The organism is Pseudomonas sp. B424, from assembly GCF_055408345.1.
On sequence record NZ_JBUZTL010000028.1, the window covers coordinates 38,120 to 57,700 of the forward strand.

The window sequence follows — 19,581 nt, forward strand, 5'->3', positions numbered from 1 at the left end:
TCAATACGATCAAGAGCTCCTCACCCGCTTATGCGCATCGAACCTCGTCCACTGCCTGAAACCCTGCCTTTTTTGGGCGAAATGCCGACCCTGCTGACGCGCCTTTACGCGGCACGGGGGGTTCAGTCCCAAGCTGAGCTGGACAAGAGCCTGGCGCGGCTGATCCCGTATCAGCAACTCAAGGGCATCGATGACGCCGTGGATTTGTTGGTGGTGGCGCTTGAACAGCGCCAGCGCATCCTGATCGTCGGCGATTTTGACGCCGATGGCGCCACGGCCAGCACGGTCGGCATGCTCGGTCTGCGCTTGCTGGGTGCGGCCCATGTTGATTACCTGGTGCCCAACCGCTTCGAATACGGCTACGGCCTGACTCCGGAAATCGTCGAAGTCGCGCTGACCCGCACCCCGCAGTTGCTGATCACGGTCGACAACGGGATCTCCAGCATCGAAGGCGTAGCCGCAGCGAAAAAGGCCGGCTTGAGCGTTCTGGTGACCGACCACCACCTGCCGGGCAACGAACTGCCGGCGGCGGATGCCATCGTCAATCCCAACCAGCCCGGCTGCGAGTTTCCGAGCAAGGCGCTGGCCGGGGTGGGGGTGATCTTTTATGTACTGATCGCCTTGCGGTCGCGGTTGAATAGCCTGGGCTGGTATCAGGACAGCAAGGCGCCCAATATTGCCGAGCTGCTGGACCTGGTGGCGTTGGGCAGTGTGGCCGACGTCGTGCCGCTGGATGCCAATAACCGGATTCTGGTGCATCAGGGGCTTGAGCGAATTCGAGCCGGGCGTGCGCGTCCGGGGCTCAAGGCGATTCTGGAAGTGGCCAAGCGCGACCACTCAAAAATCACTTCGACCGACCTGGGTTTTATTCTGGGGCCACGTCTGAACGCTGCCGGGCGCCTGGACGACATGAGCCTGGGTATCGAATGCCTGCTCACCGATGACGACAATGCGGCGCGGGAAATGGCGGTCCAGCTGGACGAGATGAACCAGGACCGCAAATCCATTGAGCAGGGCATGCAGCGTGAGGCGCTGGCCCAGCTCAAGGATCTGGCGATCGATAGCATGCCGTTCGGCTTGTGCCTGTTCGACCCCGAGTGGCACCAGGGGGTGATCGGGATTCTGGCCTCGCGTCTCAAGGAACGATATTTCCGCCCCACGTTTGCGTTTGCCGACGCGGGTGACGGCATGCTCAAAGGTTCCGGGCGCTCGGTGCCGGGCTTTCACATCCGTGACGCGCTCAGCGTGGTGGCCGCTCAGCACCCGGAGTTGATCAGCAAATACGGTGGCCATGCCATGGCCGCAGGCTTGACCTTGCCCGAGGCCAACTTTGCAGTGTTTTCCCAGGCATTTGACGCTGAAGTCCGACGTCAACTGCGTGAAGAAGACCTGACCGGGCGTTTGTTGTCAGACGGCAGCCTGGCGGTAGAGGAATTCCACCTGGAACTGGCGCGGGCCCTGCGTAATGCCGGGCCCTGGGGGCAGCACTTCCCTGAGCCGTTGTTTCACGGGGTGTTCCAGCTGGTCGAGCAACGCATTGTGGGTGAGCGGCATTTGAAAGTAGTGCTCAAAACCGAGTGCGGCAGCGTCAAGCTTGACGGTATCGCCTTCGGTATTGACCGCGAAGTGTGGCCGAACCCGACCATTCGCTGGGTCGAGCTGGCCTACAAACTCGACCTCAACGAATTTCGCGGCAACGAAACGGTGCAACTGATGATTGCCCATATCGAGCCGCGCTAGGTTCAACTCATTTTTGTGGGGGCTTTGTGTCGCTGCACAGGTCAGTGATTAGCAGCCAATGATGTGTGGGAGGGGGCTTGCTCGCGATTCAGGCACCGCGGTGTATCTGACTCACCGCGGTCACTGAATCGCGAGCAAGCCCGCTCCCAGCAGAGTCGAGTTGCGCCAGTAGGAAGTTTGCCGCGCCCCCCGTGCGATTTGAACTCCCCCTCATCCAGTGTTGTCGACTAGGCTCTAGAAGTACTTGGAGCCTGCCCACTGGAATTAGAGGTGACCCATGAGTCTGTTGCTCGAACCCTATACCCTGCGCCAACTGACCCTTCTTAACCGCATTGCGGTCTCGCCGATGTGCCAGTACTCAAGTGTTGATGGACTGGCCAATGACTGGCATCTGGTACATCTGGGCAGCCGTGCCGTTGGCGGCGCCGGTCTGATTTTTACCGAAGCCACTGCTGTCACCCCCGATGGGCGCATCACGGCCCAGGACCTGGGCTTGTGGAACGACGAGCAGATCGAGCCCCTGCAACGCATCACCCGCTTTATCAGGGCCCAAGGGGCTGTGGCCGGTATTCAGCTCGCGCATGCCGGGCGCAAGGCCAGTACCCATCGCCCCTGGCTGGGCAAGCATGGCAGCGTCAGCGTGGAGGAGGGCGGCTGGGTGCCTGTCGGTCCGTCACCGATCGCCTTCGATCCGCAGCACACCGCTCCGTTGCAACTGGACGAGGCCGGGATCAATGCCGTTATCCAGGCCTTTGTCGCCTCCGCCGTGCGGGCGCTGGAAGCCGGTTTTTCGGTGGTTGAAATTCACGCCGCCCACGGCTACTTGCTGCATCAATTCCTGTCGCCACTGAGCAACCAGCGCCGCGACCACTACGGTGGCTCCTTCGAAAACCGCATTCGCCTGGTGCTGCAAGTCACCGAGGCCGTGCGCGATGTGTGGCCACAAGAGCTGCCGCTGTTTGTTCGGGTCTCGGCCACCGACTGGGTGGAAGACGGCTGGAACCCTGACGAAACCGTTGAGCTGGCGCGGCGCCTCAAGGCTCTGGGCGTGGACCTGATCGATGTATCATCGGGCGGTACGGCGGCCAATGCCGAGATTCCTGTCGGGCCGGGCTACCAGACCCGCTTTGCCGAGCGCGTGCGCAAAGAAGCCTGCATCGCCACCGGCACGGTGGGCATGATCACCGAGCCCGCCCAGGCCGAGCATATTCTGCGCACGGGCCAGGCGAACTTGATTCTGCTGGCCCGTGAGTTGTTGCGTGACCCGTATTGGCCGTTGCACGCAGACGATGACCTGGGCGGTAAAAAGGCTATCTGGCCGGCCCAGTATCAGCGTGCCACCCACCGTGACCAACCGATCCATGAGTCCGATCTGCGCGACTGAGTCGAATCGGTTTTCACCACAAGCCCGCCTGTTTGGCGGGCTTTCTGGCTTCCCTTGAACCCTGTTACGAGAGGCTGCTTATGAGTACCCGTGGATTGCTTGATCAGTTACTGAAGTCCGGCCAGCAAATGCTGGAGAAAAAAACCGGTGCCCAAGGCGGCACTGCCAGCACCGGCAAAGGTGGTTTGGGCGGTCTGCTGGGTGGTTCCGGCGGTCTGGGCGGTTTGCTTTCCGGTGCCGGGGGCGGCGCCCTGGCGGCCAGTGCCCTGGGCATGCTGCTGGGCAACAAGAGTGCGCGTAAATATGGCGGGCAAGCGCTGACCTATGGTGGCCTTGCCGCGTTGGGCGTGCTGGCCTACAAGGCCTACGGCAACTGGCAGGCCAATCAGGGTTTAGCTCCGCAAACCGAGCCGCAAACCATCGACCGTGTTGCCGCACCGCAAGTGGAGCAGCACAGCCAGGCGATCCTCAAGGCCCTGGTGGCGGCCGCCAAGGCAGATGGCCACGTCGATGAACGTGAGCGGCAGTTGATCGATGGCGAGCTCAGCAAGCTTGATAGCGACCCGGTGTTGCAGAAGTGGCTGCAAGCCGAGCTGAACAAGCCGCTGGACCCGGCGGAGGTGGCAAGTGCCGCCAGCACCCCGGAAATGGCTGCCGAAATGTATATCGCCAGCCTGATCCTGGTGGATCAGGAGCATTTTATGGAGCGCGCCTATCTGGAAGAGCTGGCCAAACAGCTCAAGCTCGACCCGGGTTTGAAGGCCGAGCTGGAAGCGCAGGTCAAGCAGGCTGCGGCAGTCTGAGGCGAGTGCTTTTGTAGCCGCTGATCGCAGCCTCGTGCCTCGCCAGCGGCTACAGGAGACGTGCCGTTATTGATTAGGTTTTTTTGCTTGTTGCTGTGAGATCCGTCTCAACGTCTGTGCGAATCATTGCGAACCCTCGGCTATACTCACCATCATTTTGAATGGCCCCGAGGATTGACTGTGAAGAACTGGACGTTACGCCAACGCATATTGGCGAGCTTTGCGGTAATCATCGCAATCATGTTGTTGATGGTTGTAGCGTCTTACTCACGTTTGCTGTCGATCGAGAGCAGCGAAGAGACGGTGCGCACCGATGCGATTCCCGGGGTCTATTACAGCTCGATGATTCGCAGCGCCTGGGTCGACAGCTATATCCTGACCCAGCAACTGGTGGGGGCCGCCAACCAGCGTGATCTGACCAACGAAGACAGCAAGCTGTACGCCAGCTACGAAGATCGTTTGAACCAGGAGCTGGCGAACTATCGCAACACCATCTTTGACGGTGATGACAGGGCCTCCTTCAGTGAGTTCGAAGTCCTGCACAAGGAATACGACCAGATACTGGCCAACGTCATCGCACTCTATCAAAACAAGGAGTTCGCCCAGGCCCGTACCCTGTTCAACGAGCAGATGGCCCCGGCCTGGATGGCAGGGCGCAAGAAGCTCAACAGCCTGATCGATGCCAATCGCACCTCTGCCACCGAAGCCACTGACAACATTGCCCACGCGGTATTGACCGCCAAGATCAGCATGATCGTTTCCCTGGTCATTGCGGTGCTGGCGGCGGCGCTTTGTGGCTTCCTGTTGTTGCAGGCAATCATGTCGCCGATGAAGCGCATTGTTTCGATTCTGGAAGTGATGCGCTCCGGTGACTTGAGCTCGCGCCTGAACCTGGAACGCAAAGACGAGTTTGGCGCGGTTGAAACCGGCTTCAACGACATGATGACCGAGCTGACCTCACTGGTGTCTCAGGCCCAGCGCTCCTCGGTACAGGTCACTACGTCGGTCACTGAAATTGCGGCCACCTCCAAGCAGCAACAGGCCACGGCCACTGAAACAGCGGCCACCACCACTGAAATCGGCGCCACGTCCCGTGAAATTGCGGCCACGTCCCGTGACCTGGTACGCACCATGACCGAAGTGACTTCGGCCGCCGACCAGGCCTCGATCCTGGCCGGTTCCGGGCAGCAAGGCCTGGCCCGAATGGAAGAAACCATGCACTCCGTGATGGGCGCTGCCGACCTGGTGAACGCCAAGCTGGCCATCCTCAATGAGAAGGCCGGCAACATTAATCAAGTGGTGGTGACCATCGTCAAGGTGGCTGACCAGACCAACCTGTTGTCACTCAACGCTGCAATCGAGGCTGAAAAAGCCGGTGAATACGGCCGCGGTTTTGCCGTGGTTGCCACCGAGGTCCGGCGCCTGGCCGACCAGACGGCCGTGGCCACTTATGACATCGAACAGATGGTGCGCGAGATCCAGTCCGCGGTGTCTGCCGGCGTAATGGGCATGGACAAGTTCTCTGAAGAGGTGCGTCGCGGCATGTCCGAGGTGCAGCAAGTGGGCGAGCAGCTTTCGCAAATCATCCATCAGGTTCAGGCCCTGGCGCCGCGGGTGCTGATGGTCAATGAAGGCATGCAGGCGCAAGCCACGGGTGCCGAGCAGATCAACCTTGCGCTGGTGCAACTGGGGGATGCCAGCAGTCAGACCGTCGATTCCTTGCGTCAGGCCAGCTTCGCGATCGACGAGCTCAGTCAGGTTGCCGTCGGGCTGCGCAGCGGCGTTTCGCGTTTCAAAGTCTGATGAGCGATCCTCTGGCCAAACACGCGGGCGCCATGGTGTCGAAGCAGCGTCTGTTTCTGGTGTTCTACATCGGCGACGAGCGCTATGCCCTGGCCGCTACCGATGTGGTTGAGGTGCTGCCGCGCCTGCCGCTCAAACCCATTGCCCGGGCCCCTGCGTGGGTGGCCGGGGTGTTTGCCCACCGTGCACAAATGGTTCCGGTCATTGATATCAGCGCCATGACCTTCGGCCAGGCCGCCGTAGCCCGCACCAGCACCCGGCTGGTGCTGGTCAACTACCGTGGGCAATTGCTGGGGATGCTGCTTGAACAGGCCAGCGATACCTTGCGCTGTGATCCGGCGGACTTTCAGCCCTATGGTCTGGATAACCGCGACGCACCTTACCTGGGGCCGGTACGCAAAGACGAGCAGGGGTTGTTGCAGTGGATAAGCGTCGATGACCTGCTGAGCCCTGCCGTGAGCGCGCTGCTCTTTCCTGCAGCCGATGATCAGGCCTGCGGGCAGGTGACGGTATGAGTGGCGATCAACGGTTTTTCGATTATCTGAAACAGCGCATCGGTCTGGATGTGGCCTCGGTCGGCCCGGCGATAATCGAGCGTGCCGTTCGTCAGCGTCGCATGGCGCTGAACATGGACGATAACGAACAGTACTGGCAGCGACTGATCAGCTCGATGGACGAGCAGCAAGCCCTTATCGAATCGGTGATCGTGCCCGAGACCTGGTTTTTTCGTTACCCCGAATCGTTTGCCACCCTGGGGCGCCTGGCCAGAAAGTGCCTGGCTGAAATCGGCAGCCGCCGGCCACTGCGGATCCTGAGCCTGCCGTGCTCGACCGGTGAAGAGCCGTATTCGATTGCCATGGCGCTGTTCGATGCCGGTTTTGCAGCGCATCAGTTCAAGGTCGAGGCGCTGGATGTCAGCCCGCTTTCGGTGCAAAAAGCCCAGAGCGCGGTGTATGGCAAAAATTCGTTTCGGGGGCTGCAGACTGATTTTCGCGAGCGCTATTTCAGCCTTGAAGGTGACGGTTATCGCCTGTCGAGCCGAGTATGCGAGCAAGTCGGATTTCACGTCGGCAACCTGCTGGACCCCGCGCTCCTGGCCAGCCATGAGCGCTATGACTTCGTATTTTGTCGCAACCTGCTGATTTACTTTGACCTGAAAACCCAGAAGCAGGCGCTGGACGTCCTCAAGCGCCTGACACGTGACGACGGTGTATTGTTTATCGGCCCGGCCGAAGGCAATTTGCTGAGCCGTCTGGGGATGCGCTCGATCGGAGCGCCGCAGTCGTTCGCCTTTTGTCACAGTCAGGAACCCTTGCCTTCGTCTCGCCCGGTGCTGGCCGAGTTCAAACCGCTGCTGCGCTCACCGACGCCTGTGCCTGCTCCCGTGGCGGCACCGGTCAGCCGTCCTTTTGCCCCGCGACCTCAAGCCCGTACGCCACAAAAGCCGTTCCCGGTGAGCGATGAAACCGGCGTATTGCTTGCACAGATCGCCACCTTGGCCAATGAAGGCAAAAGCAACGAGGCCCGGGCCGTCTGCGAGCAGTTTTTGCAGCGTCATGACCCGCAGGCCCAGGTGTTTTACTGGCTGGGCCTGCTCAGTGATGTGCAAGGCCAGACCGCCCAGGCCCAGGGGTTCTATCGCAAGGCGCTGTACCTGGAGCCCCAGCATTCAGAAGCACTGGCGCACCTGGCGGCTTTATTGGCTTCCCAGGGCGATCATGCGGGCGCCCAGCGCTTGCAGGAGCGCGCTGCCCGTAACGAGCGTTCCGTTCACAGTGAGCGTAAACAATGAGCGGTTTAACAGCCCAGAGCCTGATTCACTCCGAAGCGCAGGCCATTGACGACTGCTGGAACCGTATTGGCATCTACGGCGACAAGAGCTGTTCGTTGCTGGTCCAGCATATTCACTGCCGCAACTGCGCCGTCTACTCGGCTGCTGCGACCCGTTTGCTGGATCGCTATTCATTTGAGCAGGAGCACCAGGAACTCTATGCCCCGCAAACCCACGAGCAGAAGGTTGCGACGCGCTCGCTGGTGATTTTCCGCCTGGGCGACGAATGGCTGGGGCTGGTCACGCGCTGCCTGGATGAAGTGGCGCCAATGCAAACGATCCATTCCCTGCCACACCAGCGCTCCCGGGCGTTGCGCGGTGTTGCGAATGTGCGCGGCGCATTGGTGCCGTGCCTGTCTCTGGTTGAACTGCTGGGCCTGGACCCCGGCGTACCCGGTGCCACCTCGTTGCGCATCATGCCGCGCATGCTGATTGTGGCGGCGCACGGCGGGCCGGTGGTGCTGCCTGTGGATGAGGTCGATGGCATCCATAACATTGAAGAACGCGAGTTAATGGCCGCGTCGCTCTCGGGCGAACAGGCCAGTGCCAAATACACCCGCGGTGTGCTGCAGTGGAATGCCCGCAGCCTGCGCTTGCTGGATGAAGATCAGCTGCTGAGCGCAATCACCCGGAGCCTCACATGACCCCCGAGCAAATGCGCGACGCCTCGTTGCTTGAGCTGTTCAGCCTTGAGGCCGAGGCGCAAACCCAGGTACTGAATGCCGGCTTGCTGGCTTTGGAACGCAACCCGACCCAGGCGGACCAGCTTGAGGCTTGCATGCGCGCGGCACACTCGCTCAAGGGCGCTGCCCGGATTGTCGGGGTGGATGCCGGGGTCAGCGTCTCCCATGTGATGGAAGACTGTCTGGTCAGCGCCCAGGAAGGCCGTCTGTATCTGCAGCCAGAGCATATTGATGCCTTGCTTCAGGGCTCCGATTTGTTGATGCGCATTGCCACGCCGGGCAGTGCGAATGTCGGCCCGGCCGACATTGAAGCCTACGTGGCGCTGATGGCCCGCTTGCTGGACCCGGCGGCGCCCGATTTGCGGATGGCGCCGCCGGAGTTCGACGTATCACAACTGCTGCTGGCGCCTGCACCTTCCACCCCTGCAGCTTTGGCTGAGCCCCGTGCCGAGCTGCCAGTGCCCGCCGAACCCGAGGCAGCGCCCGAGCCTGCGCGTCGTCCCCAGCGCCTGACCGAAAGCGGCGAGCGGGTGTTGCGTGTTACCGCGCAGCGCCTGAACAGCCTGCTCGATCTGTCGAGCAAGTCGCTGGTGGAAACCCAGCGTCTTAAACCCTATCTGGTGGCGTTGCAGCGCCTGAAGCGCATGCAGGGCACCAACCTGCGGGCTTTGGACAACCTCAGCGAACAGCTCAAGATCACGGGCCTGAATCATGAGGCCGAAGAGGCATTGAACGATGCCCGGCGGATTCTTGCCGAGTCCCAGGACCTGCTCAGCAAGCAGACCGCCGAACTCGACGAGTTTTGCTGGCAGGCCGGCCAGCGCGCGCAGTTGCTCTACGACACCGCGCTGGCGTGCCGCATGCGCCCGTTTGCCGATGTTCTGGTCGGGCAGGAGCGTATGGTGCGTGACCTGGGCCGGGCCCTGGGCAAACAGATTCGTCTGGAGATCGAGGGGGAGAAAACCCAGGTCGACCGCGATGTACTGGAAAAGCTCGAAGCGCCATTGATCCACTTGCTGCGCAATGCCGTCGATCACGGTATTGAAACGCCGGAGCAGCGGCTGCTGGCCGGCAAGCCTGCTGAAGGCCTGATTCGCTTGCGCATTTCCCATCAGGCCGGCTTGCTGGTGCTGGAACTGAGCGATGACGGTGCCGGTGTTGACCTGGACCGTTTGCGCCACACCATCGTCGAGCGTCAGCTGTCCACGGCGGCCACCGTGGCGCAACTGAGCGAAGAAGAACTGCTGTCGTTTCTGTTTTTGCCGGGTTTCAGCCTGCGTGACACCGTGACCGAGGTTTCGGGGCGCGGTGTCGGGCTCGATGCCGTGCAGCACATGGTGCGCCTGCTGCGCGGTGCCATTGTGCTGGAGCACACCGTACAGCGCGGCAGCCGCTTCCATCTGGAAGTGCCGTTGACCCTGTCCGTGGTGCGCAGCCTGGTGGTTGAAGTCGCAGACGAGGCCTATGCCTTCCCGCTGGCGCATATCGAACGCATGCGCGACCTGCATCCCGATGAAATCGTGCAGCTCGAAGGCCGGCAGCACTTCTGGCACGAAGGCCGGCATGTGGGGCTGGTTGCCGCCAGTCAACTGCTGCAGCGTCCGCCCAGCCAGAGCGATGACGAAACCCTCAAGGTGGTGGTCATTCGCGAACGCGACGCGGTGTATGGCGTGGCCGTCGAACGCTTTATCGGCGAGCGCACCCTGGTGGTCTTGCCGCTCGATCCACGCCTGGGCAAGGTGCAGGACATTTCGGCCGGGGCCTTGCTTGACGATGGTTCGCCGGTGCTGATCGTGGATGTCGAGGACATGCTGCGATCTGTGGATAAACTGCTCAACACCGGGCGTCTGGAGCGTATCGACCGGCGTAACCGGCACACCACCGAACTGACCCGCAAACGTATTCTGGTGGTGGACGACTCGCTGACCGTGCGCGAGCTGCAACGCAAGCTGCTGCTCAACCGTGGCTACGAAGTGGCCGTGGCGGTTGACGGCATGGACGGCTGGAATGCCTTGCGCGCCGAGCACTTTGACCTGTTGATTACGGACATCGATATGCCGCGCATGGATGGTATCGAGTTGGTCACGCTGTTGCGCCGTGACAGCCGTTTGCAGTCGATGCCGGTGATGGTGGTGTCGTATAAAGATCGAGAGGAAGACCGCCGACGCGGTCTGGATGCAGGAGCCGACTATTATCTGGCTAAAGCCAGTTTCCATGACGATGCTCTGCTTGATGCAGTGGTCGAGCTAATAGGAGGAGCCCAGACATGAGAATTGCCATCGTCAACGATATGCCCTTGGCGGTTGAAGCCTTGCGCCGGGCCCTGGCATACGAGCCGGCCCATGAAGTGATCTGGGTGGCCGCGGATGGCAAACAAGCGGTGAGCCTGTGTGCTGAGAACACCCCGGACCTGATTTTGATGGACCTCATCATGCCGGTCATGGATGGCGTAGAAGCCACTCGTCGGATCATGTCTGAAAGCCCGTGTGCCATTGTGATTGTCACCGTCGACCGTGAACAGAATGTCCATCGCGTATTTGAAGCCATGGGCTTTGGTGCGCTGGATGTGGTGGACACTCCGGTGCTGGGAGGCAGCAACCCCAAAGAGGCGGCGGCGCCCCTGTTGCGCAAGATCCTCAACGTGGGCTGGTTGATGGGCCAAAGTGAAAAACGGGTCGCCCCTGTTTCTGGCCAGCCCCGGATCCCGGGTGTACGCGGCGGGCTGGTGGCGATCGGTTCGTCGGCAGGCGGCCCGGCCGCGCTTGAAACCTTGCTCAAAGGGCTGCCGAGGGACTTCGAGGCAGCCATCGTGCTGGTTCAGCATGTGGACCAGGTATTTGCTGCCGGCATGGCTGAGTGGCTGAGCAGCTCGTGCGGGCTGGATGTACGCCTGGCCCGTGACGGTGAAGCGCCTCAGGTGGGGACTGTGCTGCTGGCGGGCACCAATCACCACATCCGCTTACTGAAAAACGGCACGCTGGCCTACACCGCCGAACCGGTTAACGAAATTTATCGACCCTCGATAGATGTGTTTTTTGAAAGTGTTGCCCGGTACTGGAATAGCGATGCGGTGGGTGTGCTGTTGACCGGCATGGGGCGTGACGGGGCTCAGGGCCTGAAACTCATGCGCCAGCAAGGTTTTCTCACCATCGCCCAGGATCAGAAAAGCAGCTCGGTGTACGGCATGCCCAAAGCGGCTGCGGCCATCGATGCTGCGGTTGAAATCCACCCCTTGGACAAGATTGCGCCACGCTTGCTGGAGAAATTTGCCAAATGACTGGTAAAACCCGGCAGGACTGGCTTGAAGGTAGTAATTCAGGTGAACGCGCATGAATGACTTGCAGTTGGACGACGTCAAATCTGACGAAAACTCGGCCATGGTATTGCTGGTAGACGATCAGGCAATGATCGGCGAAGCCGTGCGCCGTGGATTGGCCCTTGAGCAGAACATCGATTTTCACTTTTGTGCGGACCCGCATCAGGCCATTGCCCAGGCTATCCGCATCAAGCCGACGGTGATTTTGCAGGACCTGGTCATGCCGGGCCTCGACGGGCTGACCCTGGTGCGCGAGTACCGCAACCACCCGGCCACCCAGAACATCCCGATCATCGTGCTTTCCACCAAGGAAGACCCGCTGATCAAAAGCGCGGCTTTTTCGGCCGGGGCCAATGATTATCTGGTGAAACTGCCGGACAACATCGAGCTGGTGGCGCGGATCCGCTATCACTCGCGCTCCTACATGACGCTGCTGCAGCGTGATGCGGCGTACCGTGCGTTGCGTGTCAGCCAGCAACAGTTGCTGGACACCAATCTGGTACTGCAACGGCTGATGAATTCGGACGGCCTGACCGGGCTGTCCAATCGCCGGCATTTCGATGAGTACCTGGAGCTTGAATGGCGCCGCGCCTTGCGTGAGCAGACCCAGTTGTCGCTGTTGATGATCGATGTCGACTACTTCAAGTCCTTCAATGACACCTTCGGTCATCTGGATGGCGACGAAGCGTTGCGCAAAGTGGCTTCGGCCATTCGTGATGCCAGCAGCCGGCCGTCTGACTTGCCGGCCCGTTATGGTGGCGAGGAGTTTGCAATCGTACTGCCCAATACCTCCCTGGGTGGTGCGCGCCTGGTGGCGGAAAAGCTGCGCATGGCGGTCGAAGCCATGAACATCCCGCATATTTCGCCTGCTCCAGGCCGCAGCCTGACCATCAGCATTGGTCTGGCCACCATGACCCCGCAACCGGGCAGCAATTGCCGTGAGTTGATTTCGGCGGCGGACAAGGGGCTTTATCTGGCCAAGAAGAACGGGCGTAATCAGGTGGGCATCGAGTAGGGGGGACGCCAAACTGCGTAGCAGCTGACGAGCCGTGCGAGGCTGCGTCCGGCTGCGCAGCAGTTGTAAAACCATTCAGCCTTGTTGTTTCGGATATAACGAGGACTACGGTGTTAACTGCAATGCCGAGTACATATCCATTCGATGCATCACTTACCCGGCACGTTCCAGCAGTGAGTCCACCATGGCACGAGCCATCTCGACCGAGTGCACCATTGACCAGATCAGGCCGCGTTCAACATCGCTGCCCAATTCGGCCATTTCATCACGGGTGTGTTCGGCGCAAAGCAAATGCAATGAAACATGCGCCAGCGTAAGGTGAACATGGGTTGCAAAGTCGAATCGACCGGGCCGAAGGCGCGTTCGGTAGTCGCGGGAAGGGTTGAAACAATCGTGGGGCCGGGGCTTTAAATGCTTTGAGTACGCGTGTTTGGGACGCTTGCAGAGCGTTGGTATCGGGTAGGTCGGAATTTATTTTTTTCATGTATGTACTCCGTGGTGGGCAAGTAACCGCCAACATCCACTTCCACATGGAGGGTGGCAGTTGTACGCAGGTGTGGAGGGCCGACCACGGAATCGGCACACCCGTAGGTGTCCTGCGCACATCCGCCATTACATGAGTCTGGGGTTTATGCGCCAGTGGTATCGGACTTCCACATCCGTCCGTTGAGTATTCAACGAAGAACGCACACTAAACCCTGGTTTTGCAAAGGCGCAGCAACTCAAAAGCGGGGACAATCTTCTGGGAAGAGGCCCGCATTGGAAAGAGGAAATCTCTGACGGAATGCGTCAAAAGGCCATTTTTCAGGATTGTCTGTGTGATATTCCATGTTGCGCACCAAACCGGAGGCAGCCTCGTTCTACTCGTCAGCGGCTACAGAGTGTCATCTCTGCAAGCGAGCCAGCGTTTTTTGCAGGGTATCCACCAGTGTCCGCGTGGTCTGGTCTATTTCTACATTGACCCTGTCACCCACCCGCAAACTGCTCAAATTAGTCCAGGCTAGCGTTTGCGGGATCAGGTTGACCGTCACCGTGTGCTGGTCTTCATCAACAAGGTCGATGGTGAGGCTGCAGCCATGCAGACCGATAAAACCTTTTTTGAACATGTAGGCAAAGGTCGATGCGTCCAGTTGGAATACTGCAGTTACCGTTTCGCCCTGCGGCTGCCACGACACAATCTGTGCGGTACTTTCCACATGGCCGTACAGTGCGTGTCCGCCATTCTCATCACCCGTACGATGTGAGCGTTCGATATTAACTCGCTCATGAATACTTAATCCCTTGAGCGTCGTGATTTCGGCTGTTCGGTTAGAGATATCAAACGTGGCGGTGTTTGAGGAGTAAGCACTTACAGTCAGGCATGTGCCGTTGACCGACACGCTGGCGCCGATATCGACGTTATCGAACAGAGATGATTCCTGGGCCAGGACGATCCGTTTATGTCCCAACTCCTGATGCACGGATAGAACGCGGGCGGTGCCTTGTACTATTCCGGTATACATCAGTCCATCCTCCTTTTTAGCAGCATCAAACCTGTGGAGTACGCCGTTTTATAATCTTCGGCGCAATAGTGTTCATAGAGTGTTTGGTAATAATCGGCTATTGCTCGGTCCCGTATGCTTTTATCGAACTGGCCGTAGACCACAGAACCACTGCCCAAGTGCCAATCCCTGAAATCTTCAAAGGTCTCGAAGTCGACGGGTTCTTCAATGCGGTGTGAACGGATGATCTCGAAGTCGTGCAACGCCGTCATAAGTGAGCTTCTGTTGAACCTGAAATCATCGAATACCACAGGCTCTGTAATACACGGGTATTGCCGACGGATGTCCATTAGCACCCGCTCCTGGATTAACCGCTCACCCGGGACATAGTCGAAGTCGAATGCACAGGATAAATACAAGTAACCTCCCGGTTTTATGGCGTTGGACAGTTTATCGATAACGCTTTGTTCATTGGGAATAAACCAATGCAAACAAGCGGCGCAGACAGCCCCATCGAACAGCGGTAACTGTTCGAGGGGGTATTCAAGAAAATCACTCACCGTAAATCTGACATTGGGTGCCGCGTGGGCGCGGTTGGCGTACGCAATCATGTCCTCGGAAATATCAATGCCTACATATTGGTCAATTTTATCTTTGTCCGTGAAGAGCAGTGTATTGCCGGTTCCGCACCCGACATCCAGCAATGTGCCGCTGGGAGGTGCGAAGGACAGCAGTAATTTCAAACACCGTCTTTGCAAGTCTTTGGAGGTACGTTGATAGCCTTCGGGAGTAAACCAGATATTCTCCATTCTCTGTTTCCTTGTATTAGTCAGCGGTAGGGACCAAGCCATAGCGACCTTGCCCAGGGTTAAGCCCAAGGTTTTCTCTTACCTGCATGGGGGTGGCGGGGATCAATTCCTGAAGGTTGGCAATGGCCGTGATGCGCTCCAGCAAACTGCGATTACTGGCCAGGGTGGTGCGCTCGTTATCGAACCAGATATTGTCTTCAAGGCCGATTCGAATGCCGTGACCCGCGGCCAGAGCCAAAGTGTTGCTGCGCAGTTGATAGTTACCGAGCCCGGCGAAAGAACTCACTACATTGCTTGGCAACGTACTGGTAATCGCAGCAATGTGGGAAAAGTTTGGCTGCGCACCAAAGATATTTCCCAACAAGATATTGGCGTAAATAGTGCGAGGCATTAACGATTTCTTGATCAGGTTGTGCAGGTAGTTCGACATGCCGCTATCAAATATCTCAACCTCGGGCGAGATGCCTTTTAACACCATTTCCTGGGCGAGATAGTTGATCGTGCTGGGTGCATTAATGCTGGGTTGAGTGGAAAAGTTCATGGACGATAACGTCAATGAACCCATATCTGGTTTTGCTTCACCGTCTAATGAAAGGGGAAGCGCTCTGAGGGCAGGGTCGGAAACATTTCGACCACTCAGGGATACGCATAAAATCAGTTGTTTATTATGTTTTCTGATGCCTTCGATGATCGTGGCAAAGGTGATGAGGTCGCAGGTGGGTTCGCCGGTTTTTTTATCCCTGGCGTGCAAGTGAGCAATGGAGGCGCCCAGTTCGGCGGCCATCAACACATCTTCGATGATTTCAGAGGTGCTGATCGGCGTGTGGTGATTCATCTGTTTGGTTGGTAGCATGCCTGTGGGTGAGAAATTTAGGATATAAGTGTTCATTGCGATCACCTCTGTGTGTTATTCAAGTTGATCGTATGTTGTTTTTTATTGATTTTGCTGCGCAGGTAATGTTCGTTTTCCACGGTTAAAAAGACACCCGAGGGGAGGGTTTTATGGATGGTGATATCGCAATTTTTCAGTGCCAGAACTTTGGCGGGATTGTTTGTAATGAGGTCGATATGATAAATATTCAGTGCCTTGAGCATGGCCCCCGCACTTTCAAACTCTCTCAAGTCATCGGCATATCCAAGCATTTCATTGGCGGTGAACGTATCAATGCCCTGGGTTTGTAACAGGTAGGCATCGAACTTTGAATACAGTCCAATACCGCGTCCTTCCTGACGCAGATAAATTAATACGCCACCTCCGCGTTCGGCCATTTGCGAAAGCGCTTCTTTGAGTTGGGCGCCGCAATCGCATCGTCTTGAGCCGAATACATCGCCGGTTAAGCACTCGGAATGAATCCGAGTCAGTACAGGAGGGGTTTGACTGTCTCCAATGAGTAGCGCGAAGTGTTCTTTATCGACACCTTCAAATGACACAAATCGGGTGAGTTGGGGGACGCCCTCTATCGGGATTTCAACGGTGGTTTTCAACTTCACTGCTTTCATCTTCAGTTCCTTGCGTAACAACGCATGAGTACGTGTGATATCCAGGTGTGCCGTTAATGTGGCTTGCAGTGCACAGGGTCGATCTTTGCGCTTGAGTCCGGTAGGCAGAGTGCGGTCAGAACGGTAAGAACTGACAGGGCGGTCACCGTGGTCATGCCCATAACGAAGAACGTCAAGGTGGGCAGGTGTGCAGGAATAAGTAACCCTGCCAGAAGGGCAGGCACAACCTGACCTATCAGTGCGTTGTGTTGCATCACCGAGGTGATCAGGATATTAGCGTGATGCATTCTGGATGGATCTACATTGCGCAGGCTGGTGGAGGAGTAGCCGAGAAACTGAAACGAGCGGGCACAACCGTGCAGAAAACATATCAGCCACAGTGTCGGCAGTTGGTTAAGCAGTCGTGGAATAAAAAACAGGCTTAGCGTCGCGGCCGTTACCATTGATGAATACACAAAATAGCGCTTCAGATAAGGGGTGTTCGTTAATAATCTGGCCGCCACGGGCTTTGAAAGAAGGTTGCCAGCAAAAATAAAAAACAGGCAGTGTCCAATCAACAGTGTCGAATAATTCGAATGTTTCATTAGGTGAATAATCAACACGGTAGGGAATGCATAAATACTGATGCGGAAAAAACTGCCGGAAATGATGTTGAACTTGAACAGGGGGTCTTTGAATAACGTCAGATCAAACAGTTGTTCTTTACGGTTTTGACGCAGCCTTTTGTACAGTCGTGCGTTGCTATAAAGCATGGTGCTGGCTGCAAGTGCTGCATAGAAAATACTGTTGTTTGAACCGGCCATGAACAGGATGAACAGCGCCGATGAGGAGAGAGCCCATAATCCGTAGGCATGGATGTCAAAGGGTAGATGACTAACATTGGGACGCGGCAGTGAATGCAATGTGATACGGCCCGCAATCATCAACCCTGCGGCACAAAGCGCAATGAAGCAAAATATCAGTCGCCAATTACCAATGCTCAACAGCAGGTTGGCCATATATGGGGCAACCATAGGAGCTATCAGCGCCGGGGCAATTAGCCAAGCTATGGCATTGGGAATTTGATTTTTGGGTGTGTTGGCCAGGATCAGGGCGCGCCCGGCAGGTACGATCAACGCACTGCCAAAGCCTTGGGCGAGGCGGGCGATGCACAGCACATAAAGATTCTGACTGATGGCGCAGGCCAGTGATGCAAGGCAAAAAATTACCAGGCCAAACTGGAACCGCTGTGCAAGCGCAAGTTTCTTGAATAAATGCCCGCTCAAGGGCACAAACAAGACCAGAGCCAACAGATAAGTGGCTAACGAAAGGGTCGCCGCGCTGATGCTGGTACCCAGATCGTTAGCCATGGGGACTATGGCCACAATCATGATGGTTGTATCCAGCACCTCCAGAAAGAACGCGCTGGCGACAGTCAGTATTGGTGCATGACGTGAACCGCTGTCGGGAAGGCTCATACCGCCAGCGCCACGCCGCTGCCACGTGGGTCTGCCGCAGCAAAAACCTGACCTGTGCGGGTGTTGATTCCAGCCAGTTGTACCACCCCGAATTTTTCGGATAACCCATGGGTGCAAGTAAATATAGGGTCTGCTTGTGCCGACTCGCTTAGATAGGTGATGCAGTTTGTTTGTGGATGGAGGCCAAGATTGGCGAAGCGCGGGCTGGAGAGGGCGGTTTGAACCGGGCAGTTTTGACCGACAATTTTGTAGATGATAAACGCCAGTGTTTGCGACTGAACGGGCCCCCCTGAGGTGCCAATGATAAATTCCAGACTGTCCGTGGTGACACGTACGCAGTTGGTGGTGTGTTTGGCGGCGGTTTTACCTTTAAAGGTCGAGCCCAGATGGGGGCCGTTGAATGAAAAAGCCCGGTTGGCCAGGATAATTCCGGTGTTTTCGATCTCGAACAGTGAGCCCAGGGGAGTAAAAATGGAGTTGGTAATCCCTGTCAGGGTCCCGTCTGCCTCGGCACACGCCATAAAAATGGTGTGGGAAGGTTTGGATAATTGAGGAATGGGTTCAGGAGAGGTGAATTTGAGTTGTTGATAGATTAGGGCTGCCTGTCGACTCAGAATGTCGTCATGTTGCGTATCTGAATACGGCAGTGATGCTAGCCAACTGTCGATCAGTCCGGCTGCAGTACAGAGCTGTCTCGGTGTGAGCAAGGTCGTATCTTCTGCGCTCGATTGGTAGATTTTCAAGAGCAGGAACAACTCTTTCCAAGGACTGTTACTGCCGTGCGCCGTCACAATGGCGTGCATGAAACAGGTACTTTTTACTTGCGAGGTGTTAGGGACAAAATCGGAGAAATCGCCAGCTGTGTACAGATACGGATCGCATGTTGATAACGCGTCAAAGATCTGCTCCGCCAGCAGTCCCCTGTACATCGACGAAAAACCTTCCCGGGCTAACGTTGCAAGGGTATGGCGATAGAAAGGCTCTGGATCTTGCTGTTGAGTAAAGTAATTGCGCCATTGAAAAAATCGGGTCTGGATCTGCGGGTCTTTGGTGCTGTTATAAAACGCTCGCAATAAACTGTCAGATGCCAACAGGCCGTGCTTCAAATCGTTCTCGCACAGGTGTTTAAATACACGGTTCAAATTGATGTCGTGTAAGTGTGTATAGCGATCATAGGCTGAAGGGCAACCGTAAATCATGGTGCTGTATAGGCCCCTGCGAGGAATAGATTCAAGGCCTTTATATAAATAGTTGTCGTAGTGCTGATGAGTACCTGTCACTCCCGTGCCGTTAAATATATTCAGGCTGTGGGGGCGTGAGTGCATGATAATGGCATCGCCGCCCAGTCCACATAAATGAGGGAGGTTATACGTCAGTGAAAGCGCCGAACTTAATACCGCCTCCGGGGCTGATCCGGACAGTAGATAGTTATGCATGCCCACAATGGAGGACTTGAAATGGGGTGTAGCTATACCGAATGAATGACCGCTCGCTAAGTTAGACATAGGTGTTGCCATTTAATGAGGGGTGGTTTGTGTATGATGTTTGGGTGGCAAAGGGTGACTCTTTGCTTGGGCTGGTAGTTAGTTATAGTGCTGTCTGTTTTCAAACTCAATAAACCATCGTGTAGTCCATTTCTCTTAGGTTTGGTGATTTATCCTAGGCGGTTGCAGGAGCTGAGTGCAACACGGTTATTGAATTGAAGCCGGAGCATCATGCCGCATAGCCAAGGCTTCCTGCATCACCTCTCCCATGACTT

General features: G+C 57.2%; 17 protein-coding genes. 10 read left to right on the forward strand and 7 right to left on the reverse strand.

Features of this window, described 5'->3' with window-relative positions; genetic code table 11:
* Positions 1-30 precede the first annotated feature (30 nt).
* The 10 genes from recJ to ACZRMS_RS22910 all read left to right on the forward strand — a co-directional run bounded on the left by recJ (position 31) and on the right by ACZRMS_RS22910 (position 12,575).
* The gene (gene recJ / locus ACZRMS_RS22865; protein ID WP_463997193.1) at positions 31-1,740 is read left to right on the forward strand and encodes a single-stranded-DNA-specific exonuclease RecJ; all 1,710 of its coding nucleotides are present in this window, start codon (positions 31-33) and stop codon (positions 1,738-1,740) included.
* Between the two features lie 277 nt (positions 1,741-2,017).
* Positions 2,018-3,124: an NADH:flavin oxidoreductase/NADH oxidase gene (locus tag ACZRMS_RS22870; protein WP_463997194.1), complete on the forward strand. Its 1,107-nt coding sequence runs from the start codon at positions 2,018-2,020 to the stop codon at positions 3,122-3,124.
* 80 nt (positions 3,125-3,204) lie between these two features.
* Positions 3,205-3,927 carry a tellurite resistance TerB family protein gene (locus tag ACZRMS_RS22875; protein WP_463997195.1) on the forward strand — a complete coding sequence of 241 codons (723 nt, stop codon included), beginning with the start codon at positions 3,205-3,207 and terminating at the stop codon, positions 3,925-3,927.
* A gap of 180 nt (positions 3,928-4,107) precedes the next feature.
* The gene (locus tag ACZRMS_RS22880) at positions 4,108-5,730 is read left to right on the forward strand and encodes a methyl-accepting chemotaxis protein (RefSeq protein WP_463997196.1); all 1,623 of its coding nucleotides are present in this window, start codon (positions 4,108-4,110) and stop codon (positions 5,728-5,730) included.
* A complete protein-coding gene (locus ACZRMS_RS22885; protein WP_463997197.1) occupies positions 5,730-6,245 on the forward strand; it encodes a chemotaxis protein CheW in 516 nt (171 codons plus the stop codon). The genes ACZRMS_RS22880 and ACZRMS_RS22885 overlap by 1 nt, the downstream gene beginning before the upstream one ends.
* Positions 6,242-7,522 (forward strand): CheR family methyltransferase, encoded by a 1,281-nt coding sequence (locus tag ACZRMS_RS22890; protein ID WP_463997198.1) that lies wholly within the window; start codon positions 6,242-6,244, stop codon positions 7,520-7,522. The genes ACZRMS_RS22885 and ACZRMS_RS22890 overlap by 4 nt, the downstream gene beginning before the upstream one ends.
* Positions 7,519-8,205: a chemotaxis protein CheW gene (locus ACZRMS_RS22895; protein WP_463997199.1), complete on the forward strand. Its 687-nt coding sequence runs from the start codon at positions 7,519-7,521 to the stop codon at positions 8,203-8,205. The genes ACZRMS_RS22890 and ACZRMS_RS22895 overlap by 4 nt, the downstream gene beginning before the upstream one ends.
* Positions 8,202-10,514 (forward strand): response regulator, encoded by a 2,313-nt coding sequence (locus ACZRMS_RS22900; protein ID WP_463997200.1) that lies wholly within the window; start codon positions 8,202-8,204, stop codon positions 10,512-10,514. The genes ACZRMS_RS22895 and ACZRMS_RS22900 overlap by 4 nt, the downstream gene beginning before the upstream one ends.
* Complete coding sequence (gene cheB, locus ACZRMS_RS22905; protein WP_463997201.1) at positions 10,511-11,521, forward strand: chemotaxis-specific protein-glutamate methyltransferase CheB; 1,011 nt, start codon at positions 10,511-10,513, stop codon at positions 11,519-11,521. The genes ACZRMS_RS22900 and cheB overlap by 4 nt, the downstream gene beginning before the upstream one ends.
* A gap of 52 nt (positions 11,522-11,573) precedes the next feature.
* Positions 11,574-12,575 (forward strand): diguanylate cyclase, encoded by a 1,002-nt coding sequence (locus tag ACZRMS_RS22910; RefSeq protein WP_463997202.1) that lies wholly within the window; start codon positions 11,574-11,576, stop codon positions 12,573-12,575.
* A 153-nt stretch (positions 12,576-12,728) separates the two neighbouring features.
* On the opposite strand, the gene ACZRMS_RS22915 is transcribed toward ACZRMS_RS22910, so the two are convergent.
* The 7 genes from ACZRMS_RS22915 to ACZRMS_RS22945 all read right to left on the reverse strand — a co-directional run bounded on the left by ACZRMS_RS22915 (position 12,729) and on the right by ACZRMS_RS22945 (position 19,327).
* Positions 12,729-12,872 carry a hypothetical protein gene (locus ACZRMS_RS22915; RefSeq protein WP_463997203.1) on the reverse strand — a complete coding sequence of 48 codons (144 nt, stop codon included), beginning with the start codon at positions 12,870-12,872 and terminating at the stop codon, positions 12,729-12,731.
* A 587-nt stretch (positions 12,873-13,459) separates the two neighbouring features.
* Complete coding sequence (locus ACZRMS_RS22920; protein WP_463997204.1) at positions 13,460-14,077, reverse strand: riboflavin synthase subunit alpha; 618 nt, start codon at positions 14,075-14,077, stop codon at positions 13,460-13,462.
* On the reverse strand, positions 14,077-14,865 hold the full coding sequence (locus tag ACZRMS_RS22925; protein ID WP_463997205.1) for a class I SAM-dependent methyltransferase: 789 nt from the start codon (positions 14,863-14,865) through the stop codon (positions 14,077-14,079). Before ACZRMS_RS22925 ends, ACZRMS_RS22920 begins: the two co-directional genes overlap by 1 nt.
* A gap of 16 nt (positions 14,866-14,881) precedes the next feature.
* Positions 14,882-15,754, reverse strand: a complete 873-nt coding sequence (locus ACZRMS_RS22930; RefSeq protein WP_463997206.1) for a beta-keto acid cleavage family enzyme — start codon at positions 15,752-15,754, stop codon at positions 14,882-14,884.
* Between the two features lie 5 nt (positions 15,755-15,759).
* Complete coding sequence (gene ribA / locus ACZRMS_RS22935) at positions 15,760-16,365, reverse strand: GTP cyclohydrolase II RibA (RefSeq protein ID WP_463997207.1); 606 nt, start codon at positions 16,363-16,365, stop codon at positions 15,760-15,762.
* A gap of 53 nt (positions 16,366-16,418) precedes the next feature.
* A complete protein-coding gene (locus ACZRMS_RS22940; RefSeq protein ID WP_463997208.1) occupies positions 16,419-17,822 on the reverse strand; it encodes an MFS transporter in 1,404 nt (467 codons plus the stop codon).
* A complete protein-coding gene (locus tag ACZRMS_RS22945) occupies positions 17,819-19,327 on the reverse strand; it encodes a gamma-glutamyltransferase (RefSeq protein ID WP_463997209.1) in 1,509 nt (502 codons plus the stop codon). The genes ACZRMS_RS22940 and ACZRMS_RS22945 overlap by 4 nt, the downstream gene beginning before the upstream one ends.
* Positions 19,328-19,581: the final 254 nt, after the last annotated feature.